Annotated in this window: 22 protein-coding genes and 1 other annotated feature; all 22 genes read right to left on the reverse strand. The window is 43.5% G+C overall.

All coding sequences use genetic code 11. The features are described 5' to 3' along the window. Positions 1–451: 451 nt before the first annotated feature. A complete protein-coding gene (locus IEW05_RS19240; RefSeq protein WP_188541506.1) occupies positions 452–2,122 on the reverse strand; it encodes a LysM peptidoglycan-binding domain-containing protein in 1,671 nt (556 codons plus the stop codon). Positions 2,123–2,281: 159 nt separating this feature from the next. Next, positions 2,282–3,160, reverse strand: a complete 879-nt coding sequence (ilvE, locus tag IEW05_RS19245; RefSeq protein WP_188541507.1) for a branched-chain-amino-acid transaminase — start codon at positions 3,158–3,160, stop codon at positions 2,282–2,284. A gap of 21 nt (positions 3,161–3,181) precedes the next feature. Further along, positions 3,182–4,051, reverse strand: a complete 870-nt coding sequence (gene pheA / locus IEW05_RS19250; protein WP_188541508.1) for a prephenate dehydratase — start codon at positions 4,049–4,051, stop codon at positions 3,182–3,184. Continuing rightward, positions 4,048–5,016 carry a homoserine kinase gene (gene thrB, locus IEW05_RS19255; RefSeq protein WP_188541509.1) on the reverse strand — a complete coding sequence of 323 codons (969 nt, stop codon included), beginning with the start codon at positions 5,014–5,016 and terminating at the stop codon, positions 4,048–4,050. Before thrB ends, pheA begins: the two co-directional genes overlap by 4 nt. 28 nt (positions 5,017–5,044) lie before the next feature. Further along, complete coding sequence (locus tag IEW05_RS19260) at positions 5,045–6,337, reverse strand: homoserine dehydrogenase (RefSeq protein ID WP_188541510.1); 1,293 nt, start codon at positions 6,335–6,337, stop codon at positions 5,045–5,047. 52 nt (positions 6,338–6,389) lie between these two features. Continuing rightward, on the reverse strand, positions 6,390–6,827 hold the full coding sequence (locus IEW05_RS19265) for an ACT domain-containing protein (protein WP_188541511.1): 438 nt from the start codon (positions 6,825–6,827) through the stop codon (positions 6,390–6,392). Positions 6,828–7,026: 199 nt separating this feature from the next. Next, positions 7,027–8,337 (reverse strand): GTPase ObgE, encoded by a 1,311-nt coding sequence (obgE, locus tag IEW05_RS19270; protein WP_188541512.1) that lies wholly within the window; start codon positions 8,335–8,337, stop codon positions 7,027–7,029. Next, positions 8,328–9,095, reverse strand: a complete 768-nt coding sequence (locus IEW05_RS19275) for a Spo0B domain-containing protein (RefSeq protein ID WP_188541513.1) — start codon at positions 9,093–9,095, stop codon at positions 8,328–8,330. The genes obgE and IEW05_RS19275 overlap by 10 nt, the downstream gene beginning before the upstream one ends. Positions 9,096–9,329: 234 nt before the next feature. After that, positions 9,330–9,641 carry a 50S ribosomal protein L27 gene (gene rpmA, locus IEW05_RS19280; protein WP_188541514.1) on the reverse strand — a complete coding sequence of 104 codons (312 nt, stop codon included), beginning with the start codon at positions 9,639–9,641 and terminating at the stop codon, positions 9,330–9,332. Positions 9,642–9,659: 18 nt separating this feature from the next. After that, positions 9,660–9,998, reverse strand: a complete 339-nt coding sequence (locus IEW05_RS19285; RefSeq protein WP_188541515.1) for a ribosomal-processing cysteine protease Prp — start codon at positions 9,996–9,998, stop codon at positions 9,660–9,662. 12 nt (positions 9,999–10,010) lie between these two features. After that, on the reverse strand, positions 10,011–10,322 hold the full coding sequence (gene rplU / locus IEW05_RS19290) for a 50S ribosomal protein L21 (RefSeq protein ID WP_188541516.1): 312 nt from the start codon (positions 10,320–10,322) through the stop codon (positions 10,011–10,013). 13 nt (positions 10,323–10,335) lie between these two features. Next, positions 10,336–10,420 (reverse strand) — a sequence feature (ribosomal protein L21 leader region). A 56-nt stretch (positions 10,421–10,476) separates the two neighbouring features. Continuing rightward, on the reverse strand, positions 10,477–11,721 hold the full coding sequence (locus IEW05_RS19295) for an Rne/Rng family ribonuclease (RefSeq protein ID WP_188541517.1): 1,245 nt from the start codon (positions 11,719–11,721) through the stop codon (positions 10,477–10,479). Between the two features lie 65 nt (positions 11,722–11,786). Beyond that, positions 11,787–12,644, reverse strand: a complete 858-nt coding sequence (locus tag IEW05_RS19300; RefSeq protein WP_188541518.1) for a M50 family metallopeptidase — start codon at positions 12,642–12,644, stop codon at positions 11,787–11,789. After that, entirely contained in the window at positions 12,637–13,530 is an 894-nt protein-coding gene (locus tag IEW05_RS19305; RefSeq protein WP_188541519.1) for a M23 family metallopeptidase, read from the reverse strand. Before IEW05_RS19305 ends, IEW05_RS19300 begins: the two co-directional genes overlap by 8 nt. 210 nt (positions 13,531–13,740) lie before the next feature. Beyond that, the gene (gene minD / locus IEW05_RS19310; RefSeq protein ID WP_188541520.1) at positions 13,741–14,532 is read right to left on the reverse strand and encodes a septum site-determining protein MinD; all 792 of its coding nucleotides are present in this window, start codon (positions 14,530–14,532) and stop codon (positions 13,741–13,743) included. 3 nt (positions 14,533–14,535) lie between these two features. Then, positions 14,536–15,198 (reverse strand): septum site-determining protein MinC, encoded by a 663-nt coding sequence (minC, locus tag IEW05_RS19315; protein WP_188541521.1) that lies wholly within the window; start codon positions 15,196–15,198, stop codon positions 14,536–14,538. Between the two features lie 78 nt (positions 15,199–15,276). Beyond that, a complete protein-coding gene (gene mreD, locus IEW05_RS19320; RefSeq protein ID WP_188541522.1) occupies positions 15,277–15,822 on the reverse strand; it encodes a rod shape-determining protein MreD in 546 nt (181 codons plus the stop codon). Then, positions 15,822–16,697, reverse strand: coding sequence for a rod shape-determining protein MreC (gene mreC / locus IEW05_RS19325; RefSeq protein ID WP_188541523.1), 876 nt, complete (start codon positions 16,695–16,697; stop codon positions 15,822–15,824). The genes mreD and mreC overlap by 1 nt, the downstream gene beginning before the upstream one ends. A 129-nt stretch (positions 16,698–16,826) precedes the next feature. After that, positions 16,827–17,855, reverse strand: coding sequence for a rod shape-determining protein (locus tag IEW05_RS19330; RefSeq protein WP_188541524.1), 1,029 nt, complete (start codon positions 17,853–17,855; stop codon positions 16,827–16,829). 39 nt (positions 17,856–17,894) lie between these two features. Beyond that, on the reverse strand, positions 17,895–18,620 hold the full coding sequence (gene radC / locus IEW05_RS19335) for a RadC family protein (RefSeq protein ID WP_188541787.1): 726 nt from the start codon (positions 18,618–18,620) through the stop codon (positions 17,895–17,897). Positions 18,621–18,687: 67 nt separating this feature from the next. Beyond that, positions 18,688–19,290 (reverse strand): Maf family protein, encoded by a 603-nt coding sequence (locus tag IEW05_RS19340; protein WP_188541525.1) that lies wholly within the window; start codon positions 19,288–19,290, stop codon positions 18,688–18,690. 191 nt (positions 19,291–19,481) lie between these two features. Continuing rightward, positions 19,482–20,774, reverse strand: a complete 1,293-nt coding sequence (locus tag IEW05_RS19345) for an SPOR domain-containing protein (RefSeq protein WP_229753556.1) — start codon at positions 20,772–20,774, stop codon at positions 19,482–19,484. Between the last annotated feature and the right edge of the window lie 59 nt (positions 20,775–20,833).

The raw sequence follows: 20,833 nt of genomic DNA on the forward strand, positions 1-20,833 counted from the left end.
GATTGTGCTCATTTTGAAACTGACGAGAATATAATTCTCTATTTTTTTGAATTTCACTTTCGTGAATTTCACTCACTCGTTGTTCAGTTTTCAAAGATCAACTTCGTTTCCGTTGCCTGTCCATTACCTCAGCAGCAACTCTTATATCTTACTACATCCAACACCGTTTTGCAAGCTTTATTTTTCCTGGTATTTCGTAGTGGTTAGCTACAAAAGCTTGTGTTTAACGGGCGGATTTATAATATAACACGTGGGTGTTAGTTTGGCAAGCACTTTTTAAAGCTTTATTGTTTATTAAGCGTTCTGCCTTTTTCCACGTTGAGTAGATATCAATGTCTTTCAACGCGGAATGATAATATATCATATCTTACGGACTTGTTCAAGCGTTTAAGGATCAAAAATTTGAAAACAAAAAAAGAAAGCAGGACTATTCCCGCTTTCTTTAAATAGACTAGTTGTTGATCCACGGATTACGACGTCTAGAGTTTTGACGATTTTTCTTAAGTCCTCCATTACCTGAGGATCTACCTTCTTTTTTTATACCACTCTTTGAAGTTGAGTTTGATGAAATTTTGACTTCTTTTTTCGTTTTAAGTTTAGATGAAGGTTTCTCTGATTTAACTTGATCTGTTAATTCCTCACTTAATTCTAACTTTTCACGATCTGAATCAGGCATTCCTTTCATCTGATTCATTCCACCAACACCGCTCAAGGACATATTTTGTGAATTTGGCTGGCCCCAGCTTCCAACTCCACCATAGTTCATAGGGGAGTTCATTGTTGCGTTATTAGCTTGCGCATACATATAGGGATGAATAGGCTCACAACATGAATAAGATGGTTGATAATATACCTGAGGTTCACAATACGAAGGTAACTGCTGATTCGGCGACCAAAAGCCCTGATTTGGGCTAACATTAGACATTGGCAATTGATTATTTGCACTATATGGATTTTGAGCATAATAAGGCTGGAATGGAAACCCTGTAGGTTCGCAATTATCCATCATTCCAGGAGCTGAATTAGAAGGGAAACCAGAGACCCCCGGATACTCCCCATGAACAAATGGTTGACTCATAAATGAATTTTCTTGTTGAGTTTGTGGGATATCATAGAAAGAAGTCACATTCTCGGAAGACATTTGATATTGAATGAATAAGTTATTGTTAGGTTGTGTCCCCCAATCCGAACATCCACAATTCGTTGGATAGACTGGAGCTGGAAGCGTCATAGGCTGTTGATTCATCTGATACATGAAATCAGGAAATTGAGGTTCTGGGAAATATGGAAGTTCCTCCATTTTTATCGGTTCAACAAAATTAGGAGCTGGCGCAAAGTTCTCCGACTTCATATCCGGTTTCATTTCTGGTTTCATTTCTGGTTTCATTTCTGGTTTCATTTCTGGTTTCATTTCTGGTTTCATTTCTGGTTTCATTTCTGGTTTGATCTCTGGTTTGATATTCGGCTTATTTTCCGGTTTAACTTCGGGTTTAATATTCGGTTTGTTCTCTGGTTTTACTTCCGGTTTTACTTCTGGTTTTACTTCCGGCTTTACTTCTGGCTTTACTTCAGGTTTTACTTCTGGCTTTACTTCAGGTTTAACTTCGGGTTTGACATTCGGTTTATTCTCTGGTTTGACTTCAGGTTTGACATTTGGCTTGTTTTCTGGCTTAACTTCCGGTTTGACCTCTGGTTTAGTTTCTGGTTTGATCCCTGTATTTTTCTTATTGGGATTCTCATGCATAGATGCCCCGCCGTGTTGATTGGACGAGTTCCCTTGCCCCATAGAGGAAGTGGAAGGAATATTCACAACATCCCCCACCTTAAGTACATTAGGATCACTAAGCTGTGGATTCGCTGCAATTAGAGACTGTAATGGGAGTCCATAAGCATTAGCGAGCTTCCACAGTGTATCCCCCTGCTTTACTACATGTTTGTGGGTCATACCTTCGTTACCACCAATAGATACCGCAGCTGAAGGAATTTTTACCTTCATCCCAATGCTTAGCTGGTCAGGATTTGTGATTTGCGGATTGGCGTCAATTAATTTCTGTAGAGGAACATTATACTTTTTTGATAAATCGAACAATGTATCCCCTGATTTCACAATGTGTATTTTCACGTGCGGAAGACCTCCTAGATTTCTTCTCCGGACCATGATCTTCGCCCGGGGCCCAATTAATACATCCTATGCAGAAGCCCGGTTTTTGACATCCCAAAAAACAAAAAAATCCTACCCACCTCTTATATAGAGATGAGTAGGATTATTCCAATCAACAAATTACCAAACCTTTAGTCCGTCCTTATCAACCACACTGCGGAATTCTTCAAGGAGCTTCAATGTGATAGGACCAGCATGTCCCTCACCAATAATACGCCCGTCCACTTCACGCACAGCAATAACTTCAGCCGCCGTTCCCGTTAGGAATACCTCATCAGCAATATAAACATCGTGCAAGCTGAACGGCTCTTCCTTAAGTTTGTATCCTTTTTCGTTGCAGATATCGATAATGGCCTGACGCGTGATTCCTTCAAGAGCACCCAAATAACAAGGAGGTGTCGTAATAACTCCGTTCTTAATGATAAAAATATTATCGCCGGAGCCCTCTGTAACATAACCTTGGGAGTTGAGCATGATCGCCTCACCCGCACCAGATAGGTTAGATTGAATCTTCACCAAGATATTGTTCAAATAGTTGAGTGATTTGATCTTAGGATTAAGTGCATCAGGAAGATTACGTTTTGTCGATACAGAAACCGTCTTCAGACCTGTTTTGTATGCTTCTTCCGAGTAAATCGCCAATTGTTCCACAATAATGATAACAGAGGCTTTGGGACACCGATTTGGATCGAGGCCTAAATTACCTGCACCACGTGACACAACAAGACGGATATATCCATCCCGCAATTCATTACGGCGGAGAGTCTCAACTAGCGCATCTTCCATCTCTTGATATGTCAAGGGAATGTTCAACATAATTGATTTTGCTGAATCATATAACCGATCAAGATGCTCCTTGCATTTAAAAATATTACCGTTATAAATCCGAATACCTTCAAAAATACCGTCACCATATAAAAAACCGTGGTCATAAACCGAAACTACTGCATTTTCCTTGGTCACATACTGACCGTTTAAATATATCCATTGTTCTGCCATTATTAATGCACCTCCGAAATATTATTTACTCAAAGAATAACTAGGATAACTTCCCAAAATACGCACCTGACATCCTAGCGCTTCGATTTCTTCCATAGCGGATTGTAGTAATACTGATTCCAGTGAAGCGAGCACATCCATATAAAAGTAATAGCTACCCAACCGTTTTTTGGTCGGCCGAGACTCAATTCGCGATAAGTTCAGCTTACGCCACGCAAATGCAGACACAACCTGATGAAGCGCGCCCGGAAAATCCTCAGGTAAAGTCACCAATATACTCGTCTTGTCTTGAACTGAACTGATAGGTAGACGAAGTGGCTCTGGACCAATCAGAACAAAACGAGTGTAGTTGTTATCGTGATCCGTAACTTTACTCGCAAGAATATCTAGTCCATGTCGCTTGGCACCCAGCGTTGTACCGATAGCAGCCAAACCTTCATCTGGATGGTGCTTAACCCACTCTACTGCTTCAGATGTACTTCCCACATGTTCCAGCTCAGCATGAGGCATATGCAGCCGTAAAAATTGCATACACTGCGCCATCGCAACAGGATGTGATAATACTTTGGTCACTTTGGAGAAATCGATATCGCCATCAGGAGATAATAATTCTGCCTGTCTGCCGATTAAATTTTGAATTGAAGGGTATACCCATTCAACCTGCATTGGAATATCAACTTCATGTACCAACCAATCCATATGAAGACTAACGGAGCCTTCGATCGTATTCTCTATGGGTATCACACTGTATTGACTCTTTCCACTTGCAGTTGCTAAAAAGACATCAGAAATCTGTTTAAAATGCAACAGTTCTACTGGTTCATCCCCAAACAAATGAAGAAGAGCCTCATGAGACACTGTCCCCTCTGGTAATACCGCTATCGTCTTCATGCACTAACTTCCCCTTTAATGATCTCCAAGAACGATTTATCCTCTTCTATAGTAAGCTTCGTCGCCCCTAATGTGCAAGGTTTTAACCAGAGCATTTCTGCGACAATCCCTTGCTCGTTAAGTACACCCAAGAGAAATTGTTCCAATGTGGCTTCTGTTTGTTTGCGCCGATCAACCAGCGCTAACAATGTTGGTCCAGCACCACTTAGAGCAACTCCTAATGCGCCATGTGCAGTCGCTTCCTCCAAAATCCGGGCCATTCCCGGAATAAGAGAAGAACGATAGGGTTGATGAAGGCGATCCTGCATAGCGAATGGAATAAGATCCAACCTATTTGAAGCAAGGGCTGCCTGAAGCAGTGATGTTCTACTCACATTATATACTGCATCCCTGAGACTCACTGCTTCAGGAAGTACTTCGCGCGCTTTCGCCGTAGATAGTTGAAAATCTGGAATGGCAACCAATACATCCAACTCCGTAGGTGGTTCAATACGTAAATATTCTGCATGACTGCCATCCCAAACAGCCGTTATAATCCCACCAAATAATGAAGCACCGACGTTATCAGGATGCCCTTCTAGTGCCGTTGCCATATCAAACAATCGCGATTCATCAAGCGGCGAACCAATCAAACAATTTGCAGCGAAGAGTGCCCCAACGATAGCCGAAGCACTGCTCCCGAGTCCACGTGTTAGCGGTATATCGCTATACATTGATATCTCAAGTTCCGGTACCATCACACCCGCTTCACGGAAGACAGACTGGGCGACCTCATATATTAAATTACTTTTATCCAGCGGGATTCCAGCCATCTGGTCCCCATACAAATGAAATACCGTTTTCTCAGCTGGTTTCATTTCGATCCAAGCATAGAGCGATAACGCCATGCCCAGCGTATCAAAACCCGGCCCTAGATTTGCCGTGCTAGCAGGCACTTTTACCCGAACACCTTCATTTACAATCATAATTGATCTCCTTGCAGCTGGTGATAGTTTAACCTTCTACGCGATATACACTCTTAACACGTTTAATAACTTCCAATGTCTCAAAATGCTTTAGCACCTTATCCATGCTAGCCTTACTTGCGTTATGAGTAACAATAATAATCTCAGCGTCCGATGTGTAAGCATTTGGTGATTGTACCACCGATTCCAAACTAACATCATACTCCGCAAACACCTGAGTTATTTTTGCAAGTACACCCGCTTTATCCGCTACGTTAAGTAACAGGAAGTTCTTATATGCAATTGCCTCGTCACTTTTTAGCTTTTTAGCCTTATAAGGTACGATTGCTTTCAGACCATTGACACCTAACTTTAAATTTTTAACTACAGCAACCAGATCGGCTACTACAGATGTAGCTGTCGGCATTTCGCCGGCACCAGCGCCATAGAACATCGTCTCACCAACAGCTTCGCCATATACATAAACCGCATTATATACACCATTAACCGCAGCGATCGGATGAGTATTCTTGACCAACGTCGGCTGCACACTAATACTAAATTGATCGTCTTCCCGATCACGGTCAGCGATACCTAGTAGTTTCATTTCGTAACCTAATCTTTTGGCATAGGCAATGTCTTCCTTAGTAACAGAGGAAATACCACGAACGGTCACATCCGTTAGCTCCACGTTTGTGCGGAAACCTAGCGTACCGAGGATCGCCATCTTGCGTGCCGCATCCAAACCTTCTACATCAGAAGTAGGATCACTTTCAGCGTAACCAAGTTGTTGCGCTTCTGTGAGCACATCATCATAAGAAGCACCTTCTTGACTCATCTTACTCAAAATGAAGTTTGTAGTACCATTGACTATCCCCATAATCTTCATAATCCGATCGGAAGAGAATCCTTCAATCAGCGTACGAATGATCGGAATTCCTCCTGCCACACTCGCTTCATAAAATACATCGCACTGTTTCTCTTGAGCTTTGGCCAAGATCTCCGATCCATAGAGCGCCATTAGATCCTTATTCGCCGTAACGACATGCTTCCCACGTTCAAGCGCCTCAAGGATATAATCTTTGGTCGATTCAATGCCACCCATCACTTCAACAACGACATCAATCTCGGGATCACGTATAATTTCCCAAGGATCCTCCGTCAATTTACTCCGATCGATATCGATATTACGTTTCTTATCTATACTTTTGACCGCTACTCGTTCAATAATTATAGGGGAGCCTACCTGACTACTCAGGTCCTCTTGATGTCCTTCCACAATACGAATCACACCGGTACCTACTGTTCCGAGTCCCAATAAACCTACCTTTACGGGTTTCACTTGTTCTCGCCCTCCAATATCCCCTACGGGGTATCATATTTAATATTTCGATCTAGCCTTGCCCTACAATATGAGTCCGCTTTACACCCGGAATGCCTTGCAACGTTTCAATCATTTCATCCAACTCTTCACTAAGACGTGAAGTTTCTACGGAAATCACAACATTTGCCCTTCCTTGAAGCGGGATACTCTGATTGATTGTAAGCACATTTCCACCAAATCCAGCGATCAGCGCAAGTACTTTGGATAAAATACCTGAACGGTGCTCCAAATCAAAAGAGACCGTAACAATCCGTTCACGCTCCATTTGATTAAGGAGATGAATTCCGTCTTTATACTTATAAAACGCACTGCGGCTGAGCCCTACCTGCATTACCGCTTCATTAACGGTCTTGGCATCACCGCTTGCCAGTAGTTGCTTAACTTGAAGCGTCTTAATTACTGCTTCCGGTAAAATATCCTCACGTACTAGGTAATAACGCTCTTTCACAATCGTCCTCTCCTTAGAGACTGTTGTTTTCCTATAGTGGACATTATATCGGAAATAACACTTTCAGGCAACCTATTTCAGGTAGTACAATTGCGGATTTTTGCTGAATTACGGCAGATTTCTGTATTTTCCTTGCTCTGAATAGCAAGAAAGAGCACCTTTAGGTGCTCTCTAGAAGTAATAACACAGCGAGTACTATTTAGTAATAGCTACTACCTTCAACGAACTCAAATTCAAAGTCGCCAATTTGTACAATAGTGCCATCCTTTGCTCCACGGTTACGTAGTTCCTCATCCACGCCCATGTGACGAAGTGTTCGGGCCAGCTTCAGAATTGCATCGTGAGAATTGAGTTGCATCCGTTTCATCATCCGCTCAATCTTCACGCTCTCCACAATAAAGGTATCATTCTCGCGTCTGATCGTGAAACCTTCGTCTTCACTCTGGTTCAATGTATATATCTTGCGTTCGTTAATCTCAGTTACTTCTTCGATGGCTGGAGCTTCTGGAATTTCATCCAATAGGTCAGCCGCTCGATACAACAGTTCCTGTACCCCTTGTCTGGTTAACGAGGAAATAGGGAGAATTTCAAGATCAGGACGAACCTCGCTTACTTGCTCGCGAAACTTCGCCAGATTTTCTTCGGATTCGGGCATATCCATCTTATTCGCTGCGACAATCTGCGGACGATTCTCAAGGTCGGCATTATACTGTCTCAATTCAGCATTGATCTTCTGCCAATCATCAAAAGGATCTCGTCCTTCTGAACCCGACATATCAACAACATGGATAATGACACGAGTCCGCTCTACATGGCGTAGGAACTCATGTCCAAGTCCAACACCTTCATGCGCACCTTCGATAAGCCCAGGTAAATCAGCCATAACGAAGCTTCGTCCTTCACTAACATCTACCACACCAAGATTAGGTGTTATTGTTGTAAAATGATACGCTCCGATCTTCGGCTGAGCCGCGGATACGACCGATAACAAGGTTGATTTACCCACACTCGGGAAACCAACCAATCCAACATCGGCCATGACCTTCAGTTCCAGCACGATCCAGCGTTCTTGGCCTTCTTCACCATGTTCAGCTAGTTCCGGCGCCGTATTATTTGCTGTCGCAAAACGGGTATTACCACGACCACCACGACCACCTTTGGCCACTACGATTTGTTGCCCATGACGTGTTAAATCAGCAAGAACCTCTTGCGTATCATCATCAATAATGATTGTTCCCGGGGGTATCCGTACAATCATATTTTCGGCGTTAGCACCATGTTGGCTTTTGTTCCGGCCTTTCACGCCGCGCTCACCCTTGAAATGGCGTTGATAACGGAAATCCATCAATGTCCGCAGACCCTCGTCCACACGGAATATCACATCTCCGCCCTTTCCTCCATCACCACCAGCCGGACCACCTTCTGGAACGTATTTCTCACGGCGGAATGCGACGATACCATCGCCACCGTCACCGCCCTTTACATAAATCTTCGCTTTATCTACAAACATTCATTCACCTCATTTATATTTCCGCACGGCATTCGAAGCCGCATAGATGACAGCTTCGGATCAACCTGCTCGGCTATCACTCTTTTGCCTGACATTAATTCATCGATATGTCGTTCCAGTGTCGTCTCCATTTTCCCAGACGGACCTTCACGATCAAACCGAACTAGTACTTCATCACTTTCTCGGTATAACGACATTCTCAATTGTGGTACTTCGCCCCATGTCGAACGGTCCACAAATTGAAAAGCACGTACGGTTTCAATAATGGCCTCAGTCAACTTCTCAGCGTCGTCACTTGAGAGTAAATTACCTAAATTCAAATTATCTTCAATATCAACTACGAGCTCAACAGAGCCATTCATCTCACGGAAGGACTGTAAATAAAAAACTAATGACGGTATACCCAATCCGGAAATTTTACTATCCACCGCCATCCGTCCCTTTATTCTTTCCACACAACTAGCCAGTTTATCAATCTTGCCTAATTGAATGTATCCATACAATATTTGCAGATCATTCATCCAGTCATGTCGATGATGACTCAGCGTTGAAGTTGCCGTTCTTTGAACCGACTCCAGTAGAACCTTACGTTCGTGCGCTGCCTGCCGCTGGATGTACCCTACATATCCAAAAAGTACGACCAGCATGCAAATACATAGAATAAGGTCCACAAGCGGCGATTGAACGAAGTAAATAATCACCATACAAACAAACGATAATGTTAAGACGATGGCAGGCATCGTAAACCGATGTTTCATGACTTTCCCCGTTCCTCTACCAAATTGGTTGAACCCCTTACCCCTACATCATTACTCAGTATATCACAATCCTTGTCAGAAAGACGCGACAAAGTGAATAGTCTTTCATCAGTTATTTCCGTTCATAATGAACTAGGGTCGATTAAAATTCAATCAAGCGACATATATCAAAAAAGAAGCCCCCAGCACTGAAGTGCCGGGGGCTTCTAACGCCTCACTAGGTCAGTAAAGCTATTAAGCTTCGACTGCAGCCGCTACCGGAGCGGTATCCACAGGGTAGACGCTCACTTTCTTGCGATCACGACCCCAACGTTCGAATTTCACAACGCCATCGATTTTCGCGTACAGTGTGTCGTCTTTACCGATGCCCACGTTAGTACCTGGGTGAATTTTCGTTCCGCGTTGACGGAAGAGAATGCTGCCACCAGTAACGACTTGGCCATCTGCACGTTTTGCACCCAGACGTTTGGATTCACTATCACGACCATTTCGAGTGGAACCTACGCCCTTCTTGGATGCAAATAACTGAAGATCCAATTGTAACATTATTGTCTACCTCCTTCTTCAAGTAATGATATCTTGTATCTTAATATATTTCCCATATGATCCTTCGATACCTTCAAGCATAACGACCATAGAAGCAAGAAGCAGTTGGACTTGATTCATTACCTCTGTCTGGATCACGACCGAGGAAGGAAGACTCGCGTTCAAGAACCCGTTCTCCATCTCGGAATCCATGATGATTCCAGTAAGTGCCTCAATCGAGTTGACCGTACCTACGGTAACAGCCGACACGCCAGCACACACAATATCTTGTCCAGCCTTGGCATAATTAGCATGACCTTCTACTTCAAACCCCTCGATACCGTTATCCTGTCGGCGCAATATGGAGACGACAATCATGATGTCACCTTCTTACGCTTGGATTTTCTCGATGGTCACTTTTGTGTATGGTTGACGATGACCTTGCTTTTTGTGGTAGTTCTTCTTAGGTTTGTATTTGTAAACGACAACCTTTTTACCTTTACCGTGTTTCTCGACTTTCGCCGTTACACTAGCGCCGGATACCAATGGAGCTCCCGCTACCAAACCTTCACCTTTCGATACGGCCAATACACGGTCGAACGTCACGCTTGCGCCGTCCTCTGCGTCCAATTTTTCGATGAAAAGAACATCGCCTTCTTGAACACGGTATTGTTTACCGCCAGTTTCGATAATTGCGTACATTTGCTTGCACCTCCTCATGTCTCAGACTCGCCTAATTCAGGTGTCGCCTATAAATAGGACGATCTTTCAATACCCGATCGGAGCGGTTACAGCATGTGCACAAGCATTACTTATGACACATACCCTAATATACTATCATGGGATCTCCGGAAAATCAACTCATTCCGTTAATTTTCCCCTTACCATTGCCTCTAGATGTTGGAAACGCTTCTGCAACCGCAACGGTACTCTCTTCCCTCATTCTTTTCCTTGTCATTTCGAGCAGACCAAGCTTCGTCCATCCAAGAATATGATGCTGCGTTCGATCCCCACGCATGCAATGCTCTAACTTATCTAACACATGGGCTCGATGGCTATCGCTTTCCATATCAATGAAATCAACAATAATAATTCCTCCCGTATCCCGAAGCCGAATTAATCTGGCCATCTCCTGAGCAGCTTCCAGATTCGTCTGAAATACGGTGTCTTCCAAATTCTCTCCACCTATGAACTTTCCTGTATTAACATCGATAACAGTTAATGCCTCCGTCTGGTCCCATACGAGGTATCCCCCACCAGGAAGCCAAACTTTCCGTCCAAAATCCCGATCCAATTGTTGTTTAACACCATAAGAATCAAACAATGGAACCTCACCGTTGTAAACAACTACACGTGGTGTCCGCCCTGGAAACATTGAATTTAAAAATACAGAAGCTTCATCAGCCCGTTCTGGGCAATCCATAATAATCTCGTCCGTTTCAGGACTATAGGCATCACGCATTAGGCGCTGGACCATACTAAGGTCATGATGCAAGGCTGTAGGAGCAAAACCTCTTTCACCTTTTTCCTTAATCAATGCCCATTGATCTCGCAACAATGTTAGGTCTTCCGCAATAGCTTTCCGCTCTTCATGCTCTGCTACTGTTCGCAATATAAGCCCTTCCTCATCGGTGCGAAGCTCCTCGCCTATTTCTTTCAGACGGCACCGCTCATCTTCATGCCCGATCTTCTTGGAAACGGCCACATAACCGGCAGAAGGCATATACACCAACCAACGTCCAGGAAGCGAGTAATGGGTCGACACTCTAGCTCCCTTATTACCAATCGCATCCTTAATTACCTGAACGATCAGTTCTAGCCCTGGCCTAAGCAAGTCGGCAATAGACGGTTTCGGCTTAGGTTGCTTCTCCAAATTTGGATGTAACAAGTCATCGATATAGAGAAATGCATTCTTTTTTTGACCGATATCTATAAATGCAGCTTGCATTCCAGGAATCACATTCACAACTTTTCCTTTAAAAAAACTACCTACCAGTCCTCTTTTCTGAGAACGCTCCGCGGCGTATTCCACCAGTCTCTCATCTTCAAGCAGCACCATTTCAGTGGAGCCGGACTCGCAGTGAACAATCATCCGTTTCATGATCTCACCCTTCGTTAACGTTCTATCAGATACATTGTCCCCTTCATTATAACATGCGCATTGCTTCAAGCTCCTGGCTTGCCTCGCAAATATGCGGAGATCACCCGCTGTTCTGGGACAACAGCCTCAATGTTTCCTAAATGATTCATCACATAAATAAAGTGATACTTTTCCCTTTTAAATAGACGCAAAATATTATCCAAAGGTTTCGCTTTATCGGCCAATATCGGCTGTACAATACTTCCATTAATGAGATGTCTTGTAAATGCTTGTTCTCTACTCATCAGAAACCGTAAGAAGCGATAAGGAATATTGCGATAATCCATCCAATTAGAGTACAACAGGAACAAACCCACAAGTAACAAATTAAATTGGAGTATTCCCTGAGTAAGTAGAAGAGGTAGAATCGAATATACGATCACTAAGAAACTAAATAACAGACTGATCCGAATCGACCAGAGGAGTGTGGCATGATAAGGAAGGGCAATACTGCAAAGAGATTGACTAATCTTCCCCCCATCAAGTGGCAAAATCGGGAGTAAATTAAACAACGCAATAAGTATATTGGCTTCTACAAAATAAAGCAGAAACGGCCCGTCCCAGAGTCCAAACAAATGAAGCACCCAAGCTATGAAAATCAGCATAATATTCTGAAATGGTCCCGCAAGCGCTATGACAATCTCTCGCCCAGCAGACAAGTATCCCGTATCTTCCATTACCGCAACTCCGCCAAAAGGAAGCATCTGAATCGAATAGACGGTTACCCCAAATCCCCGTGCAGCCACAACGTGACCCAGTTCATGTATAAATACAATAACAAAAAGAGTGATTAGCTCCAGAAAATGTCCCGTCATAATCGAAGTCAACATAATGATGACGAAAAATGGATGAAAGGAGAACGAAACACCTCTAAACTTAATCAAACGGGATCACATCCGTAGGGTCGATATAACGATCATCCTTTTTCAAAGCAAAATACAAAGTTGATGTTGAAGAGCTAGATGAAGGCACAAGACTTCCAATGAGCTCACCCGTTTCTACCCAATCCCCTTTCTGTACAAAGGGTTGCTCCAAATGTCCGTATAAGGAGGTATACCCTCCAGCATGCTGGATTGTAACAGTCTTTCCAGTGAATGCATCTTGAGTAACTTCTAGGACCCGTCCTGTTTCTACATTTTGAACTCCAACTCCACTAGATGAAATCTCCGCTGGGGTAATTTCAACCCCTTTTAAACTAAGAGCAAAAGGAGAAGCAATGACCCCATTTAATGGGATTACGAACCCCCCCGATGATCCTACCTTTAGACCTTTATCTTGGCTTTGCTTAAAAATTGGAATAAAGGAGGGAGCCCCTCCGAAAGTCTTCTCATACCATGTCTCCACGGCTCCAAAATCAATCTCATGGGTCAGAGACTGTGCAACAAATGTACGAACAGGGAGAGACCACGAGGGCTCGTACTTTTCAATACCTATGAAACCGAAGAATAAGGCGGCACTAATGACCAGTCTGATAAAAAGTGCTCTCCAAAAGGAGGACCTTCTACTATGAAAGTTCTCTGGTCGTTCAGATTTGGAGCTAGATCCATAGGCATCTTGCCAACGTCCTTGACCACGTTTCCATAGTAGCTCAGGATCTGCTTCCTCACCTTTCGTAAGGTTAGATTGTCCCATGAAACTACCATGATTAGTATTGTTAACTCCCACTTTCTCACGCCCTCGCTCAGGAGAAGCAAATGATATTACATCACCCGCTGTTAACTGTTTTATCCGCTCTTCTCTTCGCTTCTTCACATTTGACTTCACATCCATTTTTCTCATTCCTCCCCGGTAACCGAAGGCATGTTCAGGGATACCCCCATCACTGTTACGACTACTCCCCCGATAATGCTATGGTAAAGTTTATGAGAGGCTTGGCCGGTTTATGAACAAGCTCTGCTGGGCAAAACGCAAAAAAACCGATGCACAAGGCATCGGTTCTTAATCAAGCAAAAGACTGGTCAAGTCATTAACAGTCTAATATCACATTCCAAAAAACTTCTTGAATCGTTTAAATACACCTGGCTTCTGATCCAACAGCATCAATGGTACCGTATCGCCTAGGATTCGACGAGCGATATTTCGATAAGCAATAGCAGCTTTGGAGTCTGGGTTCATGACTGTTGGTTCTCCACTGTTAGCTGCTTTAATTACGAGTTCATCATCTGGGACAATTCCGATGAGATCAATGTTTAGCACCTGAAGAATACCTTCAATATCAAGCATATCTCCTGATTTCATCATATTGACTCTAATCCGATTCACAACCAGCTTCGGTGACGCAATATGTGAACTCTCAAGCAATCCGATAACTCGGTCTGCGTCACGGACGGCAGCATGCTCTGGCGTAGTAACGACAATCGCTTGATCAGCCCCCGCAATTGCATTCTTGAATCCTTGCTCAATTCCCGCTGGACAATCGATAATGACATATTCATATTCTTTTTTGAGCTCAAGGATGATGTCTTTGACCTGTTCTGGAGAAATTGAATTTTTATCCTTCGTTTGTGCAGCAGGTAACATATATAGTTCATCGAATCGTTTATCCTTGACAAGGGCCTGATTTAGACGGCAGCGTCCTTCAGCTACATCTATCAAATCATAGATAATGCGGTTCTCTAGTCCCATAACCACATCCAGATTACGAAGTCCAATATCTGTGTCTACTAGACAAACCTTTTTGCCAAGCAGCGCAAGCGCTGTGCCGATATTGGCTGAGGTAGTTGTTTTGCCTACGCCCCCCTTGCCTGAAGTGACAACGATAGCTTCTCCCATTAGTTACACCCCTTTAAACACGTTAAAATCCGGACGTACCCGGGTAATACTCGTGATTTTATCAATCTGCATTTTCCCATCTCGTAAACAAGCAAACTCCATACTGGTTTCCCGATTCTCCCACTCGTCTGGAGGCCGACTAATCGTCTCAGCGATTCGTAGTTGTGTTGGTGCCAAATAAGAGGCCGCTATTATTGCGTCCTCATTGCCATCTACTCCAGCGTGTGCCATTCCCCGTAAGGCCCCAAGAATAAAGATATCTCCTGTACAAGTAATCGTTCCTCCAGGGTTCACATCTCCCAGAAAGAGCAGATTTCCTTCATGGTGAAGAACTTGGCCCGAACGAACAATGCCACTGAGTGTCATGATGGCCCCTTCGGCAACTTTATCTCCGTCCAAAGTGGGTGATTCTACAGAGCGAACAAGCAAATTACCTCTTTGCTTTAATATATCGAGTATCATTTCCTTCTGCTCTTCCGATATCATTCTCGTACCTAACTTCACATCTACATGAATGATTGGACCAGTCAGAATGTTCTGATGGCTATACTCTAATTTATAACGTAGTTCCTCCAGAAGACTTTCGAATTCGCATCTGTCATCTAATAAGAAAACCAGGCCATCTTTGATGCCCTTGATCGTAACGTGGTTGGATTTAACCGTCATAGCCTGTACCTCCCTCTTATTCAATTCGAGCAGGAGTACCCTAGTTCCTGCTTTCTTGTGAGGAAATGTCCAAAGAGATTAAGCGTTATCCTCCGAGGATCGACGCTTCGCAATGATCTCCAGCTGACGACGGAGCGGAACATAGATAATTAGCGCAAAGATAAAATGAGCAAACATGTTCGGAATAATGTGATTCATCAACGCCCATGTGAAGGGTTGATGAGTAAGTTCGAACAACGAATAGGTTCCAAATAAAATAGAATCCAGTAAAATGCTTCCAATCAGCACCACGATCATCATCATAGGCATCGGGGCCCGCCCTCGCTGAGAACGGAATATTAGCCCGAGTATATAGCAGGAGAAACCCATAGCAAAAGAATAGGCCCCAATCAATGCGCCATAATAGACGACATCCTGTAGCAGTCCAAACATCAAGCCAAGCATGAGCGCCGAATGTCGATTATCATACACCGCATAAAACAAAATCACTATATAAACTAAATTTGGAACGACACGAGTTTGCCACGCCCCAGGAATCAACCAAGGAATGATTGTTCCCTCGATAATAAAGAGTAGAAACAACAAGGAGATAAGTATGAATTTACGTCTACTTACAGCCCTCATTATTCCTCAACCTCTGGTGTAAACACCACAAATAGTTCCTTCCAATCCATGAAACTTGCCGCTGGTTCCACTGATGCCGTATAAGTAAGACCATATTCGCCAACCTGAATATCCGTGACCTTACCGATGATCATCCCGCGTGGGAATACCCCACCAATACCCGATGAGACGATCGTATCACCTTCTGATATGGACGAACGATCTTCAATTTTGGTCATCAGAAAGACATTTTTATTCGGGTCATAAGTCTCAATCATTCCAAAGACTTTATTCTCTTTACCTTGAGCTGTTGCGGCGATGGCATTGGAGTTAGGATCCTTTCCATCCATTGACGTGATCAGCTTCACTGTTGAGGTGAAATTACTCACGTGACTTATAACACCTACTAAACCTTCAGCGGAATGGACCGCCATACCTTCTTTAACACCCTCACGAAGACCGATATTCACGACAATTGTCCGGTTAATGGGATCATCGCTGATGCTTACAACTTGAGCTATCGTCCATTTATAATCATATTGAGTCTTCTGGGCTTCTGTAAAATCAAGCAAGCCCTGAAGTCGTTTGTTCTCCTGGTCAATCCCGTTATATATAGCTTTATCCCTGGCATAGTGGGCTAATGCGATCTTCAATTGTTCGTTCTCTTCCTGAATCGAATGTAAGTTAGAGATGTCTTCAAATAAACCCGCTACATAACTAGCGGGCTTGTAAAACACGTTTTGCACAAAGCCAACCGTGTCTTTAACAAATTTCTCCGGCCAGGATAAATTCGATCGTGGTCCAAGTGTAATACCCATAACAGAAATAAATAGAATCAGTCCGATCAGCAAAATAAACAATCTTTTGTTGCCAAGTAGCTTAGACAGTTTAAGCACCCTCCAACCTTACAGTTTTTCTCCACAAATCATTCAATTAAAAAATACATATAAAACAAGAGAAAAACGGCATGGCCGTCCAACAGGACGGCGCCGCTTTATCATAAGGGTGTCTTCTTCCACGGTGAACTATCGTTTGGAACGAAGTGCTGAACTACCTTTCGATTTAAACAAGTGAATGTTATCGAGTGCACGTCCTGTACCGATGGCCACACAATCCAGAGGATTATCCGCCACAACAACAGGCATACCTGTTTCACCAGACAATAGTTTATCTAGGTTACGAAGAAGTGCCCCGCCACCAGTTAACACAATGCCTCGATCCATAATGTCAGCAGCCAATTCAGGAGGACATTTCTCCAACGTTACTTTAACAGCATCAACAATAGCTCCTACGGTATCATTTAACGCCTCAGAGATTTCATCAGATGTGATGGTAATCGTCTTAGGAAGACCCGTAACTAGATCCCGTCCACGAATTTCAAGCGTTTCAACCTGTTCTAACGCTAGCGCAGAACCGATCTCCATTTTCATCTGTTCGGATGTTCTTTCACCGATCATTAGATTATATTGTCGTTTGATATATTGGATGATCGAATCATCCATTTCATCGCCGGCTACTCGTACAGATTTGCTTGTTACGATACCACCTAAGGAAATCACAGCTACTTCAGTCGTCCCGCCACCAATATCAACAACCATACTTCCTGTTGGCTCCCATACCGGTAAATCTGCTCCAATCGCTGCAGCAAATGGCTCTTCAATTGTATAAGCTTCGCGTGCTCCAGCCTGCTTCGTCGCATCCTCTACAGCACGTTGTTCTACGGCTGTAATGCCCGATGGCACACATACCATAACGTTTGGATGACGTTGAAATATCGAACGCTGCTTTTGAGCTTGACGAATAAAATACTTAATCATCGTTGCTGTCGTATCGAAATCGGCGATTACACCATCCTTCATTGGACGGATCGCACGAATATTACCAGGTGTTCTTCCAATCATTTTCTTAGCAGATTCCCCAACAGCCACAATACTTTTCGTATCTGTGTTAATAGCTACTACTGAAGGTTCTCTTACAATAATCCCTTTACCTCGGGTATATACCAGCGTATTCGCTGTCCCCAAATCAATCCCTAAGTCTTTCGTACCAAACATGATGTAATCTCCCTTTCCTTCTGTATCTACGCTATTATATTACATCAAGCCCTGCTCCTTCAAACTTACAAACTCTCCGTCACCGATCACGATGTGATCAAGTACATCAATCCCCACAATTTGGCCAGCCTCGCAAAGACGGCGCGTCATCGCGATATCTTCTGGACTCGGTGTTGGGTCCCCGCTAGGGTGGTTGTGGGCACAAATGACAGAAGCACTACTGCATTTGATCGCAGCGCGAAATACTTCACGCGGATGAACGATCGATGCATTTAGACTCCCTATGGAAAGTGTCTCTTGAGCAATGAGATGATTTTTAGTATTCAAAAATAGACAAACAAAGTGTTCTTTCTGCAAATAACGGAGTTGCTCCATGAGCATATCCGCAACATCTCGTGGACTATGAACAGTTCCGGTATCGGGAAGACGTGTCTTTGCCAACCTTTGGCCGAGTTCAATCCCCGCCTTCAATTGTACAGCTTTTGCCGGACCTATTCCTTTCAGCTTGGTCAGTTCCTCCAGGCTAAAATCTATCAAACCACGAATCCCGCCGATTCCGATCAATATGCGTTGGGCCATATGAATGGCTGATTCATGACGCGTTCCTGTCCTTAATAAAATCGCGAGTAATTCAGCGTGACTGAGTGCTCCAGCCCCGTATTGGATCATCCGTTCTCTCGGACGCTCCTCATGGGGAATGTCACGCAACATAAATAGTGAAGAATCCAATGCAATCCCTCTTTCCGAATGTTTTTGCGAAGCCATAGGTAACGACTTAATAAGCAAATTCATTTCGGAAGGATATGCTTTATCTCTTCCTTACCTGGTAATTCTACAGAATACGAATTCCAAAATGGACTAACATATCGCTTAACAACGACAATGGTAACCCGACTACATTGAAGTAACAACCCTCAATTCCTGTGACTATCGATGCGCCAAGACCTTGTATTGCATATGCTCCAGCTTTATCGAGTCCTTCTCCACTTCCCGCATAATTTAAAATTTCTTGCTCGGAAAGGGCCTTCATCGTAACAGTTGTAGCGCGATACTCTACCTGTGACGTTCCATTCAGTCCATCAATACAAGCCACCCCAGTGAATACTAAATGGCTTCTCCCCTGTAATAAACGAAGCATAGACGCCGCTTCTTCTACATCATGGGGTTTACCTAGAACCAATCCATCTCTAACAACAATCGTATCGCTCCCAATAATAACAGCATTACGCTTGGATAAATCCAATGACTCGTATACAGCGGTTGCTTTACGTTTTGCTAGCTCCGTTACAATCTTATCCGGTGTCCAATGATCCGGGGTAGACTCGTCTGCATGACTTGGCATAATATCAAACGGAATTTGTAGAGAAGATAATAATTCAGCTCTGCGGGGTGAGGTTGAGGCAAGAATAATTTTGCGTACAGATGTTGTTTCCAAGACGTAGGACGCTCCTCATGTTTACAAATACTAATTTAAAATGACTAATTAGCGAATAGAATCCTATAACAATGTCATCCTCGCCATTTTTTGACACTTTATTATTATAAGGTTAATTCACCGCCAATACAAACACAAAAAAGGCAGGGGGAAGTATTTCCAATTCCCTGCCTTCTAGCACACACTGAATCTTAATTATTTCCCATAGTAACTAGTTTTTGCTCAGCTAGAATAAACCGCATCATCTGATTCTGAACTTCCCACAGTAGCGTCTTGGCCTCTTTCTTATTGTATCCTGCCATTGCCTCCACTGCGCTATTCATCGCCTTCTCCATTTCATTAATTTCCTGCTCACTCTCTTGAGATAGCTTACCCTGAATCGCAGCAGCGCTTTCTGTCCAAAGCTGGTGTCTTTGACCAAGCTCCTGAATCTCATCAACCTTCTGAGTTTCAGTTGTCAATTGGCTCAATAACGATGCTGAGGAGGAACTCAGTAAACTCACAAGATCAGCACTTTGTGACAAGTACCGCTCTAACGATTGCGTGTCGCCGCTGTATTCTAACTGGGCAACTTGCGGCAAAGCGATCTCATGTAATATCAAATTGACTCCCACTGCTTTGAGTGCTCCACTTAATAGCTTGGCCTGTTCACGATCAGGCGACACCCCAGCGTAAACTCTCTTCTCATCAACCGTATCTCTGGCCGCAGCAATTCCTGAAGCTTGTAATTCCTCCTGGGCCAACTGTACACCTTGCGCTGTGCTGAATACGCCATATTGAAGAAAATAATAAGTTTGTTCAGGTAGAGCCATGTTCACAACTAGAGGAACATCAACTTTCTCTCCCTCATCAATTTTGCCGAGTACAGGGATGTCAACGGACTGACCTGCTTGATTCTGGCTAGGTACGCCGATTCCAGGAATAGGAAATGACAAATCTTTATTAAATATGGATAACACCACGAATCCAAACATTAAACCAGTCACAATAGCTCCAGTAAGTGATCCACCCAGCTTCCACCAAGAGGTACGTCTAGGATGATAACGATAATTTTCTACATAAAAGTCATCCTTGAACTCCTTATCCTCACTTCCATGATCACCACGCTGATAATCATCATACCAATCAACTTCTACCTGTGGATCATTTTCCACTGATGCCTGATGTTGCTGTTCGTTATTCCATTCGTCTTGAGGGAATACAGTCATACCTGCTCCTGTATGATCGGTAAACGGGTCCCCCCACTGATCTATCGTTTCCATGGCATGATAGGAAGCTGACGTCTGTATTGACTTGGGGTAGAGGTCCTCTATATGTTCGGGAATTTGACTGTACTCGTTAGCAGTCTCAACTGGTGGCATACTTCCCAATTCTCGCCCTTGCCCGTCAAACCTAAATGTCATCTTGGCCTTGTTCACGATCCGCACACTCCTTGTCCATTCTTCTAGAAATACAATATGAACAACGGGCAACTTATATGCCATTTACAAAAAAAAGCGATCCTTCCCTCAATTTAACTTGGGGAAAGGATCGCTTATATTTT

It is taken from the genome of Paenibacillus segetis (assembly GCF_014639155.1).
Taxonomy (GTDB): domain Bacteria; phylum Bacillota; class Bacilli; order Paenibacillales; family Paenibacillaceae; genus Fontibacillus; species Fontibacillus segetis.

Bases quoted from the DNA above. Each gene is read 5' to 3' on its own strand.
- ilvE (WP_188541507.1), bottom strand. From the start codon at position 3,160: ATGGCAGAACAATGGATATATTTAAACGGTCAGTATGTGACCAAGGAA.
- pheA (WP_188541508.1), bottom strand. From the start codon at position 4,051: ATGAAGACGATAGCGGTATTACCAGAGGGGACAGTGTCTCATGAGGCT.
- thrB (WP_188541509.1), bottom strand. From the start codon at position 5,016: ATGATTGTAAATGAAGGTGTTCGGGTAAAAGTGCCTGCTAGCACGGCA.
- obgE (WP_188541512.1), bottom strand. From the start codon at position 8,337: ATGTTTGTAGATAAAGCGAAGATTTATGTAAAGGGCGGTGACGGTGGC.
- IEW05_RS19275 (WP_188541513.1), bottom strand. From the start codon at position 9,095: ATGAAACATCGGTTTACGATGCCTGCCATCGTCTTAACATTATCGTTT.
- rpmA (WP_188541514.1), bottom strand. From the start codon at position 9,641: ATGTTACAATTGGATCTTCAGTTATTTGCATCCAAGAAGGGCGTAGGT.
- IEW05_RS19285 (WP_188541515.1), bottom strand. From the start codon at position 9,998: ATGATTGTCGTCTCCATATTGCGCCGACAGGATAACGGTATCGAGGGG.
- rplU (WP_188541516.1), bottom strand. From the start codon at position 10,322: ATGTACGCAATTATCGAAACTGGCGGTAAACAATACCGTGTTCAAGAA.
- IEW05_RS19295 (WP_188541517.1), bottom strand. From the start codon at position 11,721: ATGAAACGGATGATTGTTCACTGCGAGTCCGGCTCCACTGAAATGGTG.
- IEW05_RS19305 (WP_188541519.1), bottom strand. From the start codon at position 13,530: ATGGATGTGAAGTCAAATGTGAAGAAGCGAAGAGAAGAGCGGATAAAA.
- minD (WP_188541520.1), bottom strand. From the start codon at position 14,532: ATGGGAGAAGCTATCGTTGTCACTTCAGGCAAGGGGGGCGTAGGCAAA.
- minC (WP_188541521.1), bottom strand. From the start codon at position 15,198: ATGACGGTTAAATCCAACCACGTTACGATCAAGGGCATCAAAGATGGC.
- mreD (WP_188541522.1), bottom strand. From the start codon at position 15,822: ATGAGGGCTGTAAGTAGACGTAAATTCATACTTATCTCCTTGTTGTTT.
- IEW05_RS19330 (WP_188541524.1), bottom strand. From the start codon at position 17,855: ATGTTTGGTACGAAAGACTTAGGGATTGATTTGGGGACAGCGAATACG.
- radC (WP_188541787.1), bottom strand. From the start codon at position 18,620: ATGGCTTCGCAAAAACATTCGGAAAGAGGGATTGCATTGGATTCTTCA.
- IEW05_RS19345 (WP_229753556.1), bottom strand. From the start codon at position 20,774: ATGGCATATAAGTTGCCCGTTGTTCATATTGTATTTCTAGAAGAATGG.